This window comes from Trichlorobacter thiogenes, from assembly GCF_900167465.1.
Classification (GTDB): Bacteria; Desulfobacterota; Desulfuromonadia; order Geobacterales; family Pseudopelobacteraceae; genus Trichlorobacter; species Trichlorobacter thiogenes.
In genome coordinates this window covers 1-18,112 of sequence record NZ_FUWR01000010.1, presented here as the reverse complement: position 1 = coordinate 18,112, position 18,112 = coordinate 1, and the positions used below count along the sequence as shown (strand labels likewise).

Below are 18,112 nucleotides of genomic sequence, written 5' to 3'. Positions count from 1 at the left end.
GATCTCCCCAAAAGCAAGGGCCGCACAAGGCGGCCCGTTCAGTTACTGGCAACTACGGTTTCAGGATGATAAACGGCCCATCTTCAGGTTTTTTGATGCTCCAAGTATAGCCACCAATCAGACCAAAGAACTTCGGTTTACCCTGTGCATTGGTCTGCAGTACCTTCATCCCCCGTGGCAGTTTCACCATAAGCTTACCGTCAATCTTGGCGTCTATCTGCTTTAGCTCTTTCAGGTCTTTTGCCGAAGGGCTAAACGAGCGCACTTCCAGCGTACCGTCAGATTTGGGCACAACAGAGATATAATTCAGGTCTTGAGAAACAAAATAGTACGGTTCGCCCTTCTTTCCTGTCTTTTGCACCAGCACCTTGTAACGGCCTTTGCCCTGGTAATCGACCTTTTTAAACTCTGGAATTTGAGACAACTCAGAAGTAGCCTTCTTCAGATCTGCCTCATCCTTTGCAGACAGGGCCTTTTCCTTGGCAGCGGCCAGCACCAGCCAGTTTGTCAGGGTGCCGTCGTAGGCAAAACTGTAGCTACCATCCTTGTTGATCACTATCTTGGCATCAAACTGCTCCGGAATGTAACAGCCTGCGGTGATCAGCAGCAGGAGAAGCAAGAGTATAGCGGATATTTTTTTCATAATAGAGCCTTTCATTTGTGGCATTCATCACAACTCCAGCATATCAACGACACGGTTCAGCAGTTCAGAACGCAGAAATGGTTTTCTCAACAGCCGGTCTTCAGGGACAACATCCTGCTTAGTCCCATCATAAAACTCCGGTATGCTGCTGATGAACAGAACCTTTAAGCCAGGACAACGGTTCTCCGCTATGCTGGCCATCTTTATGCCAGACATGTCCGGCATAGAGATATCACTGATCAGCAAACTGGGCTGTTCATCAAGTTCATCCATAATGGCAAGTGCTTCTTTTGCACAAGAAGCAGGCAGGGCACGCATACCGTGGTCATTCAGGATGTTGGTGACCATAAGCCGGATCAGCGTGTTATCATCTACCACGAGTATGGTTGAAGATGGTCGTTGTGCATGTTGGGATGGCATGTCCCTGCTTGGCTCCTGAGTCATCTATAATAATGTAAATACTGCAATTAAATAAGAAACGGGCCGCACAGGGCGGCCCGAAAAGACAATCTATGCACCTGTTTGTGAAACCCGGATCTCAACCATCTTGTCCGACTGAAACATGTAGATGATGATGTAGATAATCAAAGGAAACACTGCGAGAAAAAAACCTATAATTGCCATCAGTATGCTGAATTGTTTTTTCTTCGTCAAAATTACGCTGTCAGAATTTCGGTTTGCGACAATGTACCCTTGTGAGATGTACTGAGTTGTTTTACTCTCCATTTCACTCACGCTACTGACATGAACCAGTGAATTTTTAGCCATAATTTATTCCTTCCTATTATCGTAATGTTAAAGTAACGAACACTGCACATCTCAGGTCTAATGGCCCAAAGGAAACGTAAAGATCTCCGGGAAACCGCAAAACTACTCGTCCAAGCCAATTGAATCACGTGTTTTAGCTTTTCTACGGTCTTCTGCCGCACCAAACTCAGCAAGGCATTCAGGGGTTTTGTCCACCATTGAGCAAACCAGATAATCTGCAATACGGATTACAGCGCCCCTAATGGCCTTGCTGGCAGGTGTCTTTTTGTTTTCACCTGTAGAACCTCCGACCCCCATAAAGCTGCCGGAAAAACCGGTTGACTTACTCTCAGAGGTGCCTTCAATAGTACGGGTATCAACAATTTCACCTGTTTCAGTTTCAATAATGCGGAGGTCAACCGACAAAGAGGCTTTTTGAGATTTCTGGCCAACACCAAATCCCATAAAATTGAAATTACTATTTGAACCTTCTGTGTTCTCCTCAAAGGAAGTTACCGAGGCGGTTACCAGATACTTTGCCCCCTTTATCTTCCCGATTTTCTGCTTTGTTGATTTATCGACATATTTTGACTCATTGAAATCAAGCTCGCCTATGACAGAACTAATTTTCTTTCTTTCAAGCATCCTGAACTTTTTTGATGAAGCCAGTTCATTGGTAAGCATATTAGCCAAATCCCTACCAACCCCCGGTTTCCACCAATACGCATTCGTGTTGTTCGTAAAATCCAAAACAGCCATACTTGGCTTTTCAGAGGCCCATCCAGATGACGCAAACAAAACAACCGACAACAAACAAAGAACTGATTTTTTCATAACACATCCTTTCCTTTTAAATTCGCAGCTTTATACAAGCTGTCGTTTCACTAACGACTATACATGACACATTGCTGGCTAACGACATCACTCACCAAATCCTTCCTTGAACTGCCACAAGCTTATCTCGCCAGCCTGTCCAACAAAACACCAAGACTTTCATGCACTTCCGGGTCGCGCACTTTGCGCAGTTTTTTGATAAACAGGGTCTCAGGCGCGTTTAGCGTAAGATGGCTGCGATCACTGAAAAAATCTGCCACATGGATTTTCAGTGCTGCTGCGATAATCTGTAGTTTGTCGGTGGAAATTCTGGTTTTGGATGTTTCGTATTTCTGAATCTGCTGGGGGGTAACGCCGACCAGTTCGGCCAGTTTTTCCTGGCTAAGCCCGGCATCCTGACGGAACTGTCGTATTCTCATGCCGACATCTGAAAGTTTCTCAACTGGCTGCAACTGCATAGGCAAGCTGACCTCGTACTTTTAAAGGGGTGGTTAAAATACTTCTAACTGTTTACCGGCTACCACAAACCAACAGTTTAAAAACAAGACCACCAAAAACAACTGAGGGTTTGCAAACCTACAACAAAACCCATGCCAATCACCGACATCACAACAAAATCTACGATTTCAACATGTTAAACATCAAACAACTATTTACCCACAACAAACCAAGAAATATGTTTTCAAATATTGAAATACTAGCTATATATTTTCGAAATATATTTGGGATGGATATCATGAAGACACTGCACATATTCTGCGATTTTTGGGAGCCGTCAGTTTCACGTGCGCTTCATGAGGTACGCAGACATGAACGCTATGCAAAGCATGTTGAGCATATCCATTCCGGGAATCTGCTTGAAAAGCTGAATCTGCTTGTTGGAACCATGGGGGAGCAGGATCAGGCCCTGATCGCTCTCCTGCATATGGAAACAGCCGTGCTGGATCAGGCTGGCAAGTTGCTATCCTCCCAATCAGCTACCCTGCGCAGCCGCATCAAGGTTTCATATTCACAATATTCTCCCGAGATTGCTGGTTGGACCAAACGTGTTGGCGTTGTCGCCGAAGTGAACCTGTACGAGGCATCACGCCATGCCCCTTGGGAACCTGTTGACACCAAACACGGCACCACCCTGGCGGAACGCCGCTGGATACAGTACCGACTGATGCGGGTCTTGATCGGCGGTGAATGCCCGCTTGTCGTCTTTGCTGAAGTCTTTAAAAAGTTGCGCCATACGCGGCTTTCAGAATCTGACATCGCCCGGTCACAAATTTTCTATGAGCGGGATGAGCCGGATATGGCAGGCGGCAACTTTGCCCTGGAGCGCAAAGCTAATCCCAACGCCATTGATCTGCTGCGGGAAAGGGCGGTTCAGGTAGGGCGTTCCGGCCTGAACACCCTGATCATCGGCGAAACCGGCACCGGCAAGGAGTCACTGGCTTGGTATCTTCACGACTACAGCACCCGTTATGACAAACCGTTTCTGGCGCTGAACTGCGCTTTTTTTGAGGGTGAGCGGCTGGAGTCAGAGCTGTTTGGCCATGAACTGGGTGCGTTTACCGATGCCAAGCGGATGAAAAAGGGGCTGGTTGAAGAGGCCGATGGCGGCACGCTGTTTCTGGATGAACTACCGGAGATGGCTCCCCGCGTGCAGGCAAAGCTGTTGCGCTTCCTGCAGGACGGCACCTACACCCGACTGGGCGGCACCAAGACCATGCGTGCCAGTGTCCGGGTTATTTCAGCAGCACAGGCCGGACGAATGGGCACACTACGCCAGGATCTATATTACCGTGTTGCGGACGTTGAGCTGCATACGGTTCCGCTACGACAGATGAAGCAGCGCGACATTGCCAATATCGCCTGCAACCTGGCCTACCGCCTGATGTGGCGTCCAATCATTACGGCAGAAGGGCAACAGATCCTGACACCTGATGCTATCCGTGAGATCTGGAAAAAGCTTTCCGAGCCTGAACATGCCGCCTGTCTTGCCGGATACAGCTGGCCCGGCAACATGCGGGAGTTGTCAACCCTGATCAAACGGCTGGTGCTGTTGGGTGACGATATCTTTCAGGAAATACGCGGCAGACAAGACTCAGGAAGTAGCGCTGATGATGATTGGCAACGCTTCACAGTACCTGTTGCCTGCATGGATGACTTGAAACAGCACAACATCACCTTAAAAGAGCTGCAACCGGCCTTTGTGCAGCATATCGTCAATTCACTTGGTGGGCGTGACGCTATCCAGCCGACCAAACTGGCTGAGGCTCTGGGATGCAGCTACAACACCCTGATGAGCTGTCTGCAACACAAAGGAGAGAACCGTGCCTGAACATATCCTGAGAGGCATTGTCGGCGTTGCTGCCTTGATCCTGATAGCGACACTCTGCTCCTGCTCCCGCAAGGATATCCGCTGGAAGCCGATCGGCACTGCGCTGGCCTTTAACCTGCTGTTTGCCTTTCTGGTGCTGCATACGCCGTTCGGGAAAGCGGCATTTGGGCTGCTAAGCAGCGGGCTGCTCAAGATCATGAAATTTGCCGATGAGGGGATCAAGTTTGTCTTCGGACCGTTGTTCGGCGGGTTCAGTGCGATACCCGGCTTTCAGGGATCAAGCTATGTCTTTGTATTGCAGGCATTGATGCAGATCGTCTTCTTTGCCGTGTTGATCAATCTGCTTTACTACCTGCAGATCATGCAGCGGGTGGTAAGGGGGATGGCCTGGCTCTTCAGGATGTTATTCGGTCTGACCGGACCGGAGGCAACGGTAGCCTCAAGTAATATCTTTGTTGGTCAGGTGCAGGGCGCCATGACCGTTGCGCCGTACATCAAAAATCTGACTGAATCCCAGCTTTTTCAGATCATGGTGGTTGGCATGTCCACGGTTGGAGCTGGCATGCCGATTATCTATGCCAGCATGGGCGCCAAAATTGAGTATGTCCTTGCTGCAAACATCATGGCCGCACCTGCTGCAATGGTCTTTGCAAAGCTGCTGGTGCCTGAGCAGGAAGACTCGGTCAGAGATGAAGCGGTAGTCCATACAGATTACCAAGCCGGTATCAACCTGCTGGATGCAGCTGGTAAAGGGGCGATGGATGGCTATAAGGTGGTGGTGGCTATCTCGGTTATGCTGCTGGGATTCATCCCGTTGATTCACCTTTTAAACTGGCTGATTGTATCGTTAAGCAGCAACCATTCCGACCTTGAAACTATCCTGAGCTGGCTGTTTGCCCCTGCTGCCTATATTGTTGGTGTGCCGTCAACGGATGTCATGGGATTTGCTAAATTACTTGGGCAGAAGATCGCTTTTAACGAGGTGATCGGGTTTGGTGGATTGAAGGACACAGCTCTTTCACCAAAAGGGTTTATGCTGACCTGCTTTGCCCTGACCGGGTTTGCCAACTTTACCTCAGTTGGTATTCAGATTGGCGGAATCGGTGAGTTGGCTCCTACGCGGCGGAGTGATGTTGCGCGGCTTGGTCTGCGGTGCGTACTGGCTGCGACATTGGCAAATCTGCTCAATGCTGCCATTGCCGGGATGCTGTTTGGCGGTTAAGCTTTATCCGTTGTTATTGTTGTTATTATTATTGTTGTTATTGTTATTATTATTGTTGTTGCTGTAAGAGACTTCACTGTTGCTCTGACGTTTGCGCTGTTCTGCCTCAGCCAGCGCAGCGCCTGTCAGGGCTGCGGCTGCCACTGCGCCGGTGATCAGGATGGTCTTATTGCTCAGGAAGGCCTGGCGGTCCAGGATTGAGATCTTTTTGGCATCGCACTGCAGCACCCGGTCACCGTTTGCTCCAAGGCCGGGATAGTCTTTGACCAGGGTTTTGTCATTGTAAAGATAGAGATGGTCCTGGGCAAAAACCAGCGACGGCTTTTTATCCGCGCTGCCAGCCATCCGGCTCACCAGCTCCTCCTCTATCTGGACACGCTTCTTATCATCCGGTATCCCCACCAGATTCATAAACCGCTCCACGTTTGCCGCAATTTTTTCAAGGTTTTTTGATGACATATTCTGTCTCGCTATCCTGCTTAATCCCAATAGAATTCAAAGTTCTGAAACGGTAGGTTGATGGCCTGGATATGGTAAAAGGCGTTGTTCTTCTGCTTCTGATAATGATACTCCCGCAGCTGGCCGGTGGTCACGAACAAATTATTGAGTACGTTTTTGATAAAATACCGGCTGTTTACCTGCAGCAATCCGGCAAGGTCTGCAGCCAGCCATTCTTCCCCCAGCAGCAGGTCAGGCTGCAGCAGGTTATGGAAGATCTGGTGGGTGATCAGATGTTCCTGCTTGCTGCGCTGCTCATCACCATAGACCACGGTGGTATCCCTCAACAGCTGAATATACAGGGTATTGCGGATCAGCTCACTGCAGTTGGCCTCAAACAGAGAGCGCCGGATATGCAGCAGCAGTTGATCATCCTTGCCGATGCTGTAGAGGCTGCGTTGTGGCGCAAGAATCTGGGACTGCAGCGGAATCAACTCACCATTCAGCTCCAGCAGAAAGGCATCCGGGCTGTACAGTTGCTGCAGCAGCGGATCAGCTGTAATCAAGGCCTGCAGGCTATTCTTCTGGTCATACAGTTCTGCCGGGATCAGTACCACCGGGCTCTTCGGCTGCTCCTGCGCCACCAGATCCTGCAGCAGGGCCGGATGCATCCCCAACAGATACTCCCGTGCCGCAGCAGCCTGATCGCCACCGTACAGCGGCGGGTACGAGGCGGGATTATCCCGATAGATCGCCTTTTGCAGGGCACAGGTGTAGGATTTGCCCGACCGGTTCTGCAGCTTAACTGCCGGGCAGCCGGTGTGGCAGATCTGCAGATACTCGCAGGCCCGGCAGTCAGGATCAAGCCCCTGCTGCTGGTGCAGTAACCGAACCCTGCGACTGCCTTCAGCCAGGATATCCTCCACACCGTCAGCAAAGATGTTGCCGTACTGCAGCTGCTCCAGCCCCTGCCCCCGCACGCAGGACCAGATTGCACCATCAGACTGCAGCAGATAAAACCGCTCACCACAGTTAAAGGCATTGGTGCAGTAGCTGGGCTTAAACTCATCAAACCAGTTACGCCGTAACCCTTCTTCCAGTTCTGTTCCGCCAAAGGCTTTATGCAGGGCATGGTACAGTTGCAACTGTTCTGCCTCAGAGGCCTGCTGCAGGCCAAGCTCAGGCTCTCCCCCGAACTTCTGGCAGTTCAACTCTGAGCCGAACCCGAACATGATGTTGAAGTTGTTCATATCAAAGCCCAGCTCGCGGTGGATGGTCCAGATATCATCAATCAGGGCCGGGATATCCTGCAGATGTTCTTTGTAAAGGGTTGCTGAGATCTTCTTGCTGTGGGGATAACGGGCCAGCAGACGCAGGTTTTCAATGGTACGGTTCAGCCATAACCGGCCACGACGATCAACCCGGTACTTTGCATGCAGCGACAACGGCAGATCAATACTGGCGCTGATGGAGACCCGATGCTGGTCAAACAGGTCATACAGTTTGTGGAAGTTAAACAGGTTAGTCTTCAGATGGGGGGCTGATTTACGGTAGCCCAGGGCATTCAGCTGGTCAAAGTGATCCAGATAATGGCGGTTGATGGTGCTGAACAGCTGATCCAGCACCTTTGGCGGCAGCGTGGTCACCTCGCCGCCATGCAGCGAGACATTAAACGGCAACACGCCGGCATCCAAAAACCGCTGCAGTGCCTGCTGCAAGGTGGCCACGGCCCTGCCTGCATCCAGCTTCAGGGTGGTTGGATCAGTCTGGCTGCCCAGATAGCAGTAGCGACAGGAAAGATTGCAGCAGAGGGTGGGCACATACAAAAGGTGGATATGCCGGGAAAACTGCCGGATGGCAGGGCTATCTTCAGCCGATGATGTCAGGGGTTACTCCTGAAAGCCGTGCCAGAATCTTCTCGCAGGCCTTGTCAAACTTGGCGGTCTTGTTGGCCTTGATCTTGAAATCCTTGCGGGCATTGGTGGGGAACTTCTCTGCCTCAATCGCCAACCGCTTGCCCTTTTCTGAAAACAGGGTCAGGACCTGTCGTTTCCGGTCCAGCTGTGCCTTGGCCACAGAGCTGTAGTAGATGATCCCCTCCCCCACAATCAGGTAGCGGGGAGCAATGATCAGGGTTTTACGCATCCCTTCCCGGACCAGGTAGATGGCAATCCCCAGCGGCACCAGCAGTCCCAGCAGACACCAGGCACTGAAGTTTGCAGCGCAAATAATCGAGCCAAACAGGCAGGTAATCAGTATCGCCACCAGTGTCGCGTTACTGCTGCCTTCCACCTTGTATTTGAATGCTGCCGGTCCCTTGGTTTCCATGCTGCCTAGAATACCGCTACTTTTGAGCCTTGGCAAGCAGACCAATCAATACATAAATTGCACCTACACATCACATTTAATGCACACACACCTCAACGCACACCAACCACAATACGCACCAAAAACGACACAACAGACAACAAATCAAGCCAGTTACACGATCAGCAGAATTTGGCATCCTCCCTGCTAATTACAACAGCAAGAACGACAAAGGAGGACGCCATGCACACACTTACCCTACGACTGCTGATAGCAACGGTTCCGCTGATCCTGTTGATGACCATCATCACCCTGTCCGAGACCATCAAAAAGCATCACGGCAAACGGACCATCAAGAAGGCAGCTGCTGGCGCACTCAGGGGCCTGGCCCAAGGGCCACATATAAAAATCTGACCATCCGGCGGTGCGATCATGGAATTACTGTGCTATTATCTCCGCATCCCCTGTTTATGGACATCACTGACACACTCTCTACGCGAGGTTTTCCCCATGCCAAAGCTGTCCCGCGGCTTAACCGCCCTGAACGCCACCCAGTTTCTGGGGGCCATGAACGACAACATCCTGAAGCTGTTGATTGTCTTCTTCCTGATCCATCTACAGGGACCGGAAAAGGCCGGGATTATCACGGCATCGGCCGGGGTTGCCTTTGTGCTGCCGTTTCTGCTGTTCTCCGCACCGGCAGGCGGGCTGGCTGACCGCTACAGCAAGGCGCGGGTCAGCGTCGGGGTCAAGCTATTAGAGGTTGTGGTAACCCTGCTGGCGGTGCTGGCCTTTGCCAAGGGGATCGCCTGGCTGCTCTACCTGATCCTGTTTATGATGGCCACCCACAGTGCCTTTTTTGCCCCGGCCAAGTACGGCATTATCCCGGAACTGGCCCCGCGGGAAGAGCTGTCACGGGCCAACGGCCTGATCGAATCATTCACCTTTCTGGCCATTATCTTTGGTACTGCCCTGGCATCAGTGCTAACCCAGGCTGCATCCGGCCGTTTCTGGCTGGCTGCCTGTTTCTGCCTGCTAGTGGCGATCATCGGCCTGCTCTGCTCCCTGCAACTGCCCAAGGTGGCAGCAGCTGCGCCGGAGCGTCGCATCCGCATCTTTCCGGCAGAGATCTTCCGCACCCTGCAACATGTCTGGCATGACCGCTGGCTGATGCTGGCCATTATCGGCTCGGCCTGGTTCATGCTGGTGGGGGCCTTTACCCAGCTTAACCTGATCGGCTACGGCATCCAGCAGTTGGGAATGACTGCCGATAACAGCAACTACCTGTTTCTGGCTTCTGCCCTGGGGATTGCCGGTGGTTCGCTGCTGGCAGCCAAACTGTCCGGCAAGGATGTGGAGTTCGGCATCGTGCCGCTGGGGGCCATCGGCCTGACCATTGCGCCGATCCTGCTGCACAACGCGCCGCCCAACCTGCCCACCGTGCTGGCCATCATCGTCCTGTTCGGCATCAGCGCCGGACTGTTCTCCCTGCCGCTGCAGACCTTTATTCAGATGCGCTCTGAACCGGCCATCCGGGGCGAGGTGCTGGCTGCCTCCAGCTTTGTCAACTGGGTGGGGATTCTTATTGCCGCCGGGCTGACTTATCTGTTCAGCGGGCCGATGCATATGACCGCAGCCCAGGGGTTCAGCGTGATGGGCCTGATCACCCTGCTGCTGACCCTTGTTACCATCCGCTACCTGCCGGATTTTCTGCTGCGCTTTGTGGCCCTGGCGGTGATGAACCTGCTGTACAAGATTCGGGTGGATGGCAAAGACAACGTACCGCTGGAGGGACCGGCCCTGCTGGTGGCCAACCATGTTTCCTGGATTGATGCCCTGCTGCTGGTTGCCACCCAGACCCGCCGCATCCGCTTTGTGATGGATCGCTCCATCTACGAAACCCCGGCCCTGAATCCGCTCTTCCGCCTGATGGGGGTGATTCCGGTCTCTGCCAAGGATGGCATTGCCGGATTCAAGGAATTTCTGCGCGCCACCAAACAGGTGCTGGATGAAGGCTACCTAGTCTGCATCTTTGCTGAAGGGGAGATCACCCGCCACGGCAGCCTGAACGCCTTCCGGCCCGGCTTTGCCCGGATAGCCCAGGCAACCGGCGTGCCGATCATTCCGGCCTACATCGGCGGCGCCTGGGGCAACATCTTCAGCTATGCCCGCAACCGCCATATCTACCTGAACCGTTATCCGATGCATATCCTGTTTGGCACGCCGTTGGCTGCAGATCTGGCAACCCAGGCCCGCACTGCGGTAATGGAGCTGTCAGTGCGCTACTTTGAGGCCCGCAAACATCAGCGCCTGCCGTTGGCTGATGCCTTTGTCCGCACTGCCCGCAGCAACTGGTCACACCCGGCGGTCAATGACACCACCGGCAAGAGCCTGACCTACGGCCAGCTGCTGACCGGTAGCCTGCTGGTTAAAAACCGGCTGCAGCCGCTGCTGTCCGGCAAACAGGTGGGGATTCTGCTGCCCCCCTCAGCCGCCGGTTTTACCGCCAACATCGCCCTGACCCTGCTGGGCAAGGTGCCGGTTAACCTCAACTACACCGCTTCACGGGATGCCTTTGCCTCATCTCTGGAACAGGCAGAGATCAGCTGCGTGGTTACGTCAAAGAAGGTGCTGGAGAAACTGCCTGACCTGCCGATGCCGGAAAGAATCATCCTGCTGGAAGAGGTGATGCAAGGGCTGGGGTCGCTGGAAAAACTGAAGTCACTGGCCGTTGCCAAACTGGCTCCGCTGGCAGCCCTGGTGGCTGGCAACCCGGCACCGGATGACACCGCCACCATCATCTTCTCATCCGGCAGCACCGGCACTCCCAAAGGGGTCATGCTGTCGCATCACAACATCCTTTCCAACATCGAATCACTGCGGGCCGTGTTCCAGCCCAACCAGAACGACCGGGTGGCTGCGGTACTGCCGCTGTTTCATTCACTGGGCTTTACCGGCACGCTCTGGCTGCCGCTTCTGTCAGGTTTCTCCTCTGCCTGCCACAGTAACCCGTTGGAGGCGACGCAAGTTGTCAAGCTGGTGCGCAATGAAAAGGCCAGCATCCTGATCGCCACCCCCACCTTCCTGTCCGCCTACCTGCGCAAGGCTGATCCAGAGGATTTTAAATCCCTGCGCCTGGTGATTACCGGTGCGGAAAAGCTAAAAACAGAACTGGCCAATGCCTTTGAAGAGAAGTTTAACCTGCGCCCCCTGGAAGGCTACGGCGCAACCGAGCTGTCACCGGTTATCTCCCTCAACATCCCGGATGTGGAAATCGGCGGCATCCGCCAGAAAGGGCAACTGCCGGGCAGCGTGGGTAGGCCGATCCCCGGCGTGGCAGTACGGATCAGCGACCCTGAAAGTGGCGTATTGCTGGCTGATGGCAAGCCGGGCCTGATTGAAGTGTCTGGCCCGAACCTGATGACCGGCTACCTGGGCAAGCCGGACGAGACCGCCAAGGTGATCCGCAACGGCTGGTACAACACCGGCGACATCGGCTACATCAATGATCAGGGCTTTGTGGTGATCACTGATCGCCTGGCCCGCTTCAGCAAGATCGGCGGCGAAATGATCCCCCACGGCGCAGTGGAAGAACGGCTGCTGGCAGCCCTGGCCAGCACTGACCTGCTGCTGGCAGTAACCGCTGTGCCGGATGAGAAAAAGGGAGAGCGGATCGCGGTGGTCTTTGATCAGACCCAACTGGATGAGGCCAAGGTTAAACAGGCCATAGAACAGGCCGAACTGCCTAACCTCTGGAAACCGTCGTTACTGGTGACAGCTGAGGCGATACCACTACTGGGCAGCGGTAAGCTGGATCTGAAGGGGCTGAAGAAGCTGGCGGAGATGGCAATATAACGACTGACGCCCAAGCCGAATAATATAATGAAGCGATTGAGGTAATATTACATGCCAAATGAGAACCTTGTGAAATGGGAAAAGATAATTGTGCTTGGAGTTGAAGGAGGATGTCTGACCCTTTACGGACATAAAAACGGAAATGCTATCTGGCAATTCAAGATTTTGTCTGATGAAACGACATTGATGGAAGCAGGTGATTCGAGAGATGATTACATGTCTGAATCAAGGATCGTAGAAGGTTGTGACAATGCAATAAGTATGCTGAATGATAAATACCCCTATTGGAAAAGATTTTACCTGCTAGAGATTCACCCTGATTTTGTAGCAACTTTTCATGAAGCTGGCTTAAGGCGAACGCGATAAAACTTTGCCTGCGATGCAAGCAAATTGAGAAAGGTCACTTATGTCAATCAAAATCGCTACATGGAATTTAGATCATGCCTCCAAGAACAATTCGCGAAAAATTGATCCCCAAGTTGACATAATCAAGGGCATTAATGCCGATATATGGATTCTAACTGAAACCTGTAGTCAAGTCGATATTTCACCACTTGGCTATAGGCCTGTAGTACCTGAACATAAGAATAAATATCAGAAATATTGGTCAACTATTTGGAGCAGGGTCCCTATTCGAAATGAAATTAGGACATACGACACTGAAACTGCAGTGTGTGCTGAAGTTGAAATTACACCAGATATCAGCATGATAGTATACGGGACAATAATAACATGGCAGATGGACAAAGGCCGTGATGGAAAGTCAAAGCCATGGGAAGAGCATAACAAATCTATAATTGACCACGGGGCTGATTGGTCGAAAATTATTTCACAAAATAAACAATCGATATTTTGTGTTGCTGGTGACTTTAATCAGCCACGAGATGGATCGAATTGGTATTTTGCGCATACATCAAACAGGAATGGAATTATGGAAATGAGCCGACAATTGGCTGGCAATGACCTTTCTTGTCTTACCTCCGATGATTTTCATACCCTGATTGATCGTCATAACGTTGACCATATATGCATCAGCTCAAGATGCAAAGAATTCTGCAAAACTGTTGATGCATGGTATGCCCCTGACCTTAGTGACCACAATGGAGTTTGGGTAGAGTTGCAATTATAGACGTATACCCGCTCGACTGGGCATAGACACTGATCTCCTGTACTCAGTCGCCCCTGCACCCTAAAATGGAGTGAATTATATGGCAATTATTGTCTCAAATAATGGAAAAGATGCTGTTAAGCTTGATCCATCGGAATTTCAGTTGGAAGATCACCTCCAGGAATACATCCATAATAACCCCGAGGCGATCCCTCTTTACGAGATTAACGAGGATATTAGGCTACTTGTTTTGGCACGAGAGTTCCCCACAGGAAGTGGCCCAATAGATGCTATTGGAGTCGATCAATCCGGCAACATATACCTCATAGAAACAAAGCTTTACCGAAACAACGACAAGCGCCTGGTTGTCGCTCAGGTGCTTGATTATGGCGCTTCACTCTGGCGGCACAGTATTGATTTCAATGAATTCATCTCATTACTTGATGCCAAGTCACATCGCGCATTTGACATGCCCCTTGACGAGAAACTACAAGAGTTTTTCAGCATTGACCTTGTGCAAACAGAACAACTACTTGCAAATATTCATAAATGCCTCAACACCGGCACCTTCAAGTTTGTCGTACTAATGGACAAATTGCATGACAGACTGCGCGATCTTATTGTTTACATGAACAGTAACAGCAATTTTGATATTTATGCCGTAGAACTTGAATATTATCGCCATAAGGATTTTGAAATTATCATTCCTCACCTGTATGGCGCTGAAGTCAAGAAGGAGCTCAAGGCACCGAAAAAAGGGCTGATGCTTTCTGATGATGAAATAATACAAGAGTACGCAGATGTTGGACTGAGGAAGCAGATGGAAGACTATCTTGCAATTTACAACAGCGTTAAGACAGGGAGTCACACAATATCTGGGATTTCAATAGCGGTCGCGGCCACAAAAATTATTTCCTTCATTCAACCCAATGACCCATATACAGCGGCATCGATAAGTATTTACCCTGGACGTATCCCACACATTGAAATTTGGACTATAAAAAACAAAGAAAGATCCGTAGCAGAAGCCCTGGAAATTCTTAATATAGAGCCAATTCCCATGAAAAAACCTACCGGTAAAATCGGGAAAATCCCCCTGCAGTCATTTGATCCACCGGCATTTATGAAATTCCTTGAGGCGTTAGGTCAAGTAGGCCATTGAGCAGGCAGAGCTGCCCAACCTCTGGAAACCATCCCTGCTGGTGGCAGCTGAAGCGATCCCGATGCTGGGCAGTGGCAAGCTTGATCTGAAGGGACTAAAGAAGCTGGCGGAGGGGCCATAGTGTAAAAGTGGATTTCTCACCAAGGCGCAAAGAACGCGAAGAGAAACATATAGAACCAAACAAGAATCTAAAGGATCAACAGCATGACTGAATCCCGAATCATCCTCTACACCACTCCCGACGGAGACATTAAAGTTGACACCGTCGTGCAAAATGAAACCATCTGGATGCCCCAGTCGGCGATGGCGGAGCTTTTTGGTGTCAATGTGCCTGCTATTTCCAAGCACCTGGCAAATATTTATGAAGAAGGAGAATTGAGCCGGGAGGCAACTGTTTCCAAAATGGAAACAGTTCAAAACGAAGGTGGGCGGCAAGTCTCCCGTAGCAAGGATTTTTACAACCTGGATGCCATCATCGCCGTAGGTTATCGGGTCAACTCCAAACGCGCCACCCAGTTTCGCATCTGGGCTACCAATATCCTGAAAGAGTACATCATCAAAGGCTTTGCCATGGATGATGAGCGGCTGAAAAAAGCCGATACTTGGGACTATTTTGACGAGTGGTTGGCTCGCATACGGGATATCCGGGCGTCAGAAAAGCGTTTTTACCAGAAAATCCGTGATATCTATGCCACCGCCATTGATTATGACAAAAACTCCGAGCAGGCCCAGTTGTTTTTCAAGAAGGTTCAGAACAAGATGCTCTGGGCCATTACCGGCAAGACCGCCGCAGAATTGATCGAATCGCGAAGTAATACAGAACTGCCCAACATGGGGCTGACCTCCTGGCAGGGTTCCATTGTCCGTAAGCCGGATGTGGCCATTGCCAAGAACTATCTGCAGGCCGATGAAATCAAGGATCTCAACGAGATTGTCACCATGTATCTGGACTATGCGGAAAGGCAGGCCCGGCAGCGCAAAACCGTCACCATGGAACAGTGGTCGGAAAAACTGGATGCCTTTCTGTCGTTCAATGAGCATGAGATCTTGACCCATGCCGGAAAAGTTAAGGCAGAGGTGGCAAAGGAAATCGCCGAACAGCGGTATGAAGAATTTAACCAGAAACGGAAGACCGAAGAAGCCCTAGCCGCTGACAGAGAGGATCTGCAAACCCTGGAAGAGCTGGAGAAACGACTGCTGGAGCAAAAGAAGACATGACCTTTACTAAAGAAAGCGACTTTTAACCAAACAGCTTCACCCCCCAAGGAGATTTCCACACATGGACATACCACGGATTTTCAACATCACCGAAAGCGCTCACCGTATCCATAACCCGATCACACCCGAAAAACTGGCCACCCTCGGCGCGGCGCTACGCCTGGAACCGGGAACCCGCGTGCTTGACCTGGGCAGCGGTTCTGGGGAGATGCTCTGCAGCTGGGCACGGGATCACGGCATCACCGGCACCGGCATTGACATGAGCCAGCTGTTCACCGAGCAGGCAAAACAACGCGCTGTAGAGCTGGGCGTGGCAGATCAGGTTACGTTCATCCATGGCGATGCTGCGGGCTACGTTGCTGACGAGAAGGTCGGTGTGGCAGCCTGTGTCGGCGCCACCTGGATCGGCGGCGGAGTTAGCGGCACTATCGAGCTGCTGAAGCGCAGCCTGAACACCGGCGGAATCATCCTGATCGGCGAACCCTTCTGGCGGCAGTTACCGCCAACAGAGCAGATTGCCAAGGGCTGCCTTGCCCATTCGATCTCCGACTTTCTGATACTGCCGGAACTTATCGCCTCTTTTGGTCAACTTGGCTACGACCTGGTTGAAATGGTTCTGGCTGATCAGGATGGCTGGGACAGGTACGAGGCAGCCAAATGGCTCACCATGCGCCGTTGGCTTGAAGCCAATCCTGACGACGAGTTTGCACAAGAGGTTCGAGCCCAACTGACTTCTGAACCGGAGCGCTACGCCAGCTACACCCGTGAATACCTGGGCTGGGGTGTTTTCGCGCTGATGCCGCGATGATGCAGGGCGTACATGGCCAGGAACTGCCTTGACCACAGACATCAACAAAACCATACAAAATCATATTTCAACTGTAAATTTGTATAAAAGTAACGATTCAGTTATTGCGGAGCTTACATACCCCATGCACCCAATCATCGACATACACTGCCACACTGCCGGAATCGGTTCCGGTAATTCCGGCTGTTTCATCTCCCCGGAGCTGCGCAAGAGCTGGAAGTACCGGGTCTACCTAAGCTCCTTTGGGGTGCAGGAACATGAGCTACTGCACCATGGCGACAAGCTGGTGCTGGAGCGGCTGTCAGCCTCCCTGACCGCCTCCGGCAAGGTGGACATGGCCGTGGTGCTGGCCATGGATGGGGCTTTGGACAGCCAGGGTGAGCTGGACCAAAGCTGTACCGAAATGTACATCCCCAATGATTTTCTGGCAGAGTCGGTGAAACAGCACCCCAACCTGCGCTTTGGGGCCAGTATCAACCCGTACCGCAGGGATGCGCTGGAGCTGCTGGACAAGGCGGTTGAGGCTGGTGCGGTGCTGATGAAATGGCTCCCTTCGATCCAGCATATTGATCTGGCTGATAAACGGCTGGTGCCGTTCTATCAACGGATGCAGCAGTATGGCCTGCCGCTTCTGACCCACACCGGTGATGAGGCATCGTTCACCTATGCCCGTAATGAGCTGGGAGACCCGCACCGGCTGCGCCTGGCGCTGGAGCAGGGGATAACGGTGATTGCTGCCCATGCCGCTGCCAATGGCAGAAATGAAGGTGAACACAACTTCAGCCGTTTCCTTCGCCTGTGCGACCTGCACCCCAACCTGCATGCTGATATCTCTGCCCTGACCCAGATCAACCGGCCCGGCCAGTTGCGCCGCCTGATCCAGCAACACCACCTGCATGGCAGGCTGCACTACGGCACTGATATGCCGCTAACCAACACCCCGCTGGTTTCACCCTTGGGGCACCTGACACGGCTGGCTCCTTGGACTGTGGCACGCTTACTGGCCATCAAAAACCCGTGGGATCGGGATGTTGCGCTGAAGAAAGCGCTGGGGGTACCGGAAGAGGTATTTACCAATCCAGCAAGATTGCTGAGAATATAGCCGCGAAAGAACGCAGGGAACGCAAAGAGTCATGACCACCGGCAGAGCCGGTGGCTTGAGGAAAGCCCCTAAAAGGGGCTAAGGGTTTTGGGTGAAGTCCAACTCCTCTTGTTTGTCCAGATGTTCTTGATCTCTTACATACGCCCGGATCATTTCTTCATCCAGGCCGATAGTGCTGGCACAGTAACCACGTGACCAAAAGTGCCGACCGATAAAACCTTTCTTGACCCCTTCGGCCTTACGGTGAATATGAATTGCCGACTTGCCTTTCAAATACCCTATCACCATCGAAACACTGTACTTCGGTGGAATACTCAACACCAGATGGATGTGGTCAGG

19 protein-coding genes are annotated in these 18,112 nt (G+C 51.8%); 10 read left to right on the top strand and 9 right to left on the bottom strand.

Annotated features, from left to right (window positions below):
* Positions 1-52 precede the first annotated feature (52 nt).
* The 5 genes from B5D39_RS09675 to B5D39_RS09655 all read right to left on the bottom strand — a co-directional run bounded on the left by B5D39_RS09675 (position 53) and on the right by B5D39_RS09655 (position 2,643).
* Positions 53-643, bottom strand: coding sequence for a hypothetical protein (locus tag B5D39_RS09675; protein WP_161947471.1), 591 nt, complete (start codon positions 641-643; stop codon positions 53-55).
* A 27-nt stretch (positions 644-670) separates the two neighbouring features.
* Positions 671-1,063: a response regulator gene (locus tag B5D39_RS09670; RefSeq protein ID WP_161947470.1), complete on the bottom strand. Its 393-nt coding sequence runs from the start codon at positions 1,061-1,063 to the stop codon at positions 671-673.
* Positions 1,064-1,153: 90 nt separating this feature from the next.
* On the bottom strand, positions 1,154-1,411 hold the full coding sequence (locus B5D39_RS09665) for a hypothetical protein (RefSeq protein ID WP_078790260.1): 258 nt from the start codon (positions 1,409-1,411) through the stop codon (positions 1,154-1,156).
* Positions 1,412-1,513: 102 nt separating this feature from the next.
* Entirely contained in the window at positions 1,514-2,224 is a 711-nt protein-coding gene (locus B5D39_RS09660; RefSeq protein ID WP_078790259.1) for a CsgG/HfaB family protein, read from the bottom strand.
* A gap of 122 nt (positions 2,225-2,346) precedes the next feature.
* Complete coding sequence (locus B5D39_RS09655; RefSeq protein WP_208610572.1) at positions 2,347-2,643, bottom strand: helix-turn-helix domain-containing protein; 297 nt, start codon at positions 2,641-2,643, stop codon at positions 2,347-2,349.
* Between the two features lie 317 nt (positions 2,644-2,960).
* Here B5D39_RS09655 and B5D39_RS09650 point away from each other — a divergent pair, with 317 nt between their 5' ends.
* Together B5D39_RS09650 and B5D39_RS09645 are read left to right on the top strand one after the other, a co-directional pair.
* Positions 2,961-4,553: a sigma 54-interacting transcriptional regulator gene (locus B5D39_RS09650; protein ID WP_161947469.1), complete on the top strand. Its 1,593-nt coding sequence runs from the start codon at positions 2,961-2,963 to the stop codon at positions 4,551-4,553.
* On the top strand, positions 4,546-5,775 hold the full coding sequence (locus B5D39_RS09645; protein WP_078790256.1) for a NupC/NupG family nucleoside CNT transporter: 1,230 nt from the start codon (positions 4,546-4,548) through the stop codon (positions 5,773-5,775). The genes B5D39_RS09650 and B5D39_RS09645 overlap by 8 nt, the downstream gene beginning before the upstream one ends.
* A 3-nt stretch (positions 5,776-5,778) precedes the next feature.
* Here B5D39_RS09645 and B5D39_RS09640 read toward each other — a convergent pair whose 3' ends face one another.
* From B5D39_RS09640 to B5D39_RS09630, 3 genes are read right to left on the bottom strand one after another with little or no spacing between them, the layout of a single operon-like run.
* Positions 5,779-6,234 carry a hypothetical protein gene (locus tag B5D39_RS09640; protein ID WP_078790255.1) on the bottom strand — a complete coding sequence of 152 codons (456 nt, stop codon included), beginning with the start codon at positions 6,232-6,234 and terminating at the stop codon, positions 5,779-5,781.
* 20 nt (positions 6,235-6,254) lie between these two features.
* Positions 6,255-8,033, bottom strand: coding sequence for a radical SAM protein (locus B5D39_RS09635; protein WP_244161383.1), 1,779 nt, complete (start codon positions 8,031-8,033; stop codon positions 6,255-6,257).
* Positions 8,034-8,082: 49 nt separating this feature from the next.
* On the bottom strand, positions 8,083-8,541 hold the full coding sequence (locus B5D39_RS09630; protein ID WP_078790253.1) for a hypothetical protein: 459 nt from the start codon (positions 8,539-8,541) through the stop codon (positions 8,083-8,085).
* Between the two features lie 222 nt (positions 8,542-8,763).
* Between B5D39_RS09630 and B5D39_RS16950 the strand changes: the two genes are divergently transcribed.
* The 8 genes from B5D39_RS16950 (at position 8,764) to B5D39_RS09595 (ending at position 17,773) form a co-directional block, all read left to right on the top strand.
* Positions 8,764-8,934: a hypothetical protein gene (locus B5D39_RS16950; RefSeq protein WP_153304309.1), complete on the top strand. Its 171-nt coding sequence runs from the start codon at positions 8,764-8,766 to the stop codon at positions 8,932-8,934.
* Between the two features lie 96 nt (positions 8,935-9,030).
* The gene (locus tag B5D39_RS09625; protein ID WP_078790252.1) at positions 9,031-12,375 is read left to right on the top strand and encodes an acyl-[ACP]--phospholipid O-acyltransferase; all 3,345 of its coding nucleotides are present in this window, start codon (positions 9,031-9,033) and stop codon (positions 12,373-12,375) included.
* Between the two features lie 51 nt (positions 12,376-12,426).
* Positions 12,427-12,741 carry a hypothetical protein gene (locus B5D39_RS09620; RefSeq protein WP_078790251.1) on the top strand — a complete coding sequence of 105 codons (315 nt, stop codon included), beginning with the start codon at positions 12,427-12,429 and terminating at the stop codon, positions 12,739-12,741.
* Between the two features lie 40 nt (positions 12,742-12,781).
* The gene (locus B5D39_RS09615; protein ID WP_078790250.1) at positions 12,782-13,504 is read left to right on the top strand and encodes an endonuclease/exonuclease/phosphatase family protein; all 723 of its coding nucleotides are present in this window, start codon (positions 12,782-12,784) and stop codon (positions 13,502-13,504) included.
* 79 nt (positions 13,505-13,583) lie between these two features.
* Complete coding sequence (locus B5D39_RS09610) at positions 13,584-14,645, top strand: PDDEXK family nuclease (protein WP_078790249.1); 1,062 nt, start codon at positions 13,584-13,586, stop codon at positions 14,643-14,645.
* A 204-nt stretch (positions 14,646-14,849) separates the two neighbouring features.
* Positions 14,850-15,863: a virulence RhuM family protein gene (locus B5D39_RS09605; RefSeq protein WP_078790248.1), complete on the top strand. Its 1,014-nt coding sequence runs from the start codon at positions 14,850-14,852 to the stop codon at positions 15,861-15,863.
* A gap of 61 nt (positions 15,864-15,924) precedes the next feature.
* Complete coding sequence (locus B5D39_RS09600) at positions 15,925-16,671, top strand: SAM-dependent methyltransferase (protein ID WP_078790247.1); 747 nt, start codon at positions 15,925-15,927, stop codon at positions 16,669-16,671.
* 124 nt (positions 16,672-16,795) lie between these two features.
* Positions 16,796-17,773, top strand: coding sequence for an amidohydrolase family protein (locus B5D39_RS09595; protein ID WP_078790381.1), 978 nt, complete (start codon positions 16,796-16,798; stop codon positions 17,771-17,773).
* A 78-nt stretch (positions 17,774-17,851) separates the two neighbouring features.
* Here the strand turns inward: B5D39_RS09595 and tnpA are convergent.
* A partial coding sequence (tnpA, locus tag B5D39_RS09590; protein WP_139366746.1) for an IS200/IS605 family transposase occupies positions 17,852-18,112 on the bottom strand: 261 nt, incomplete at its 5' end.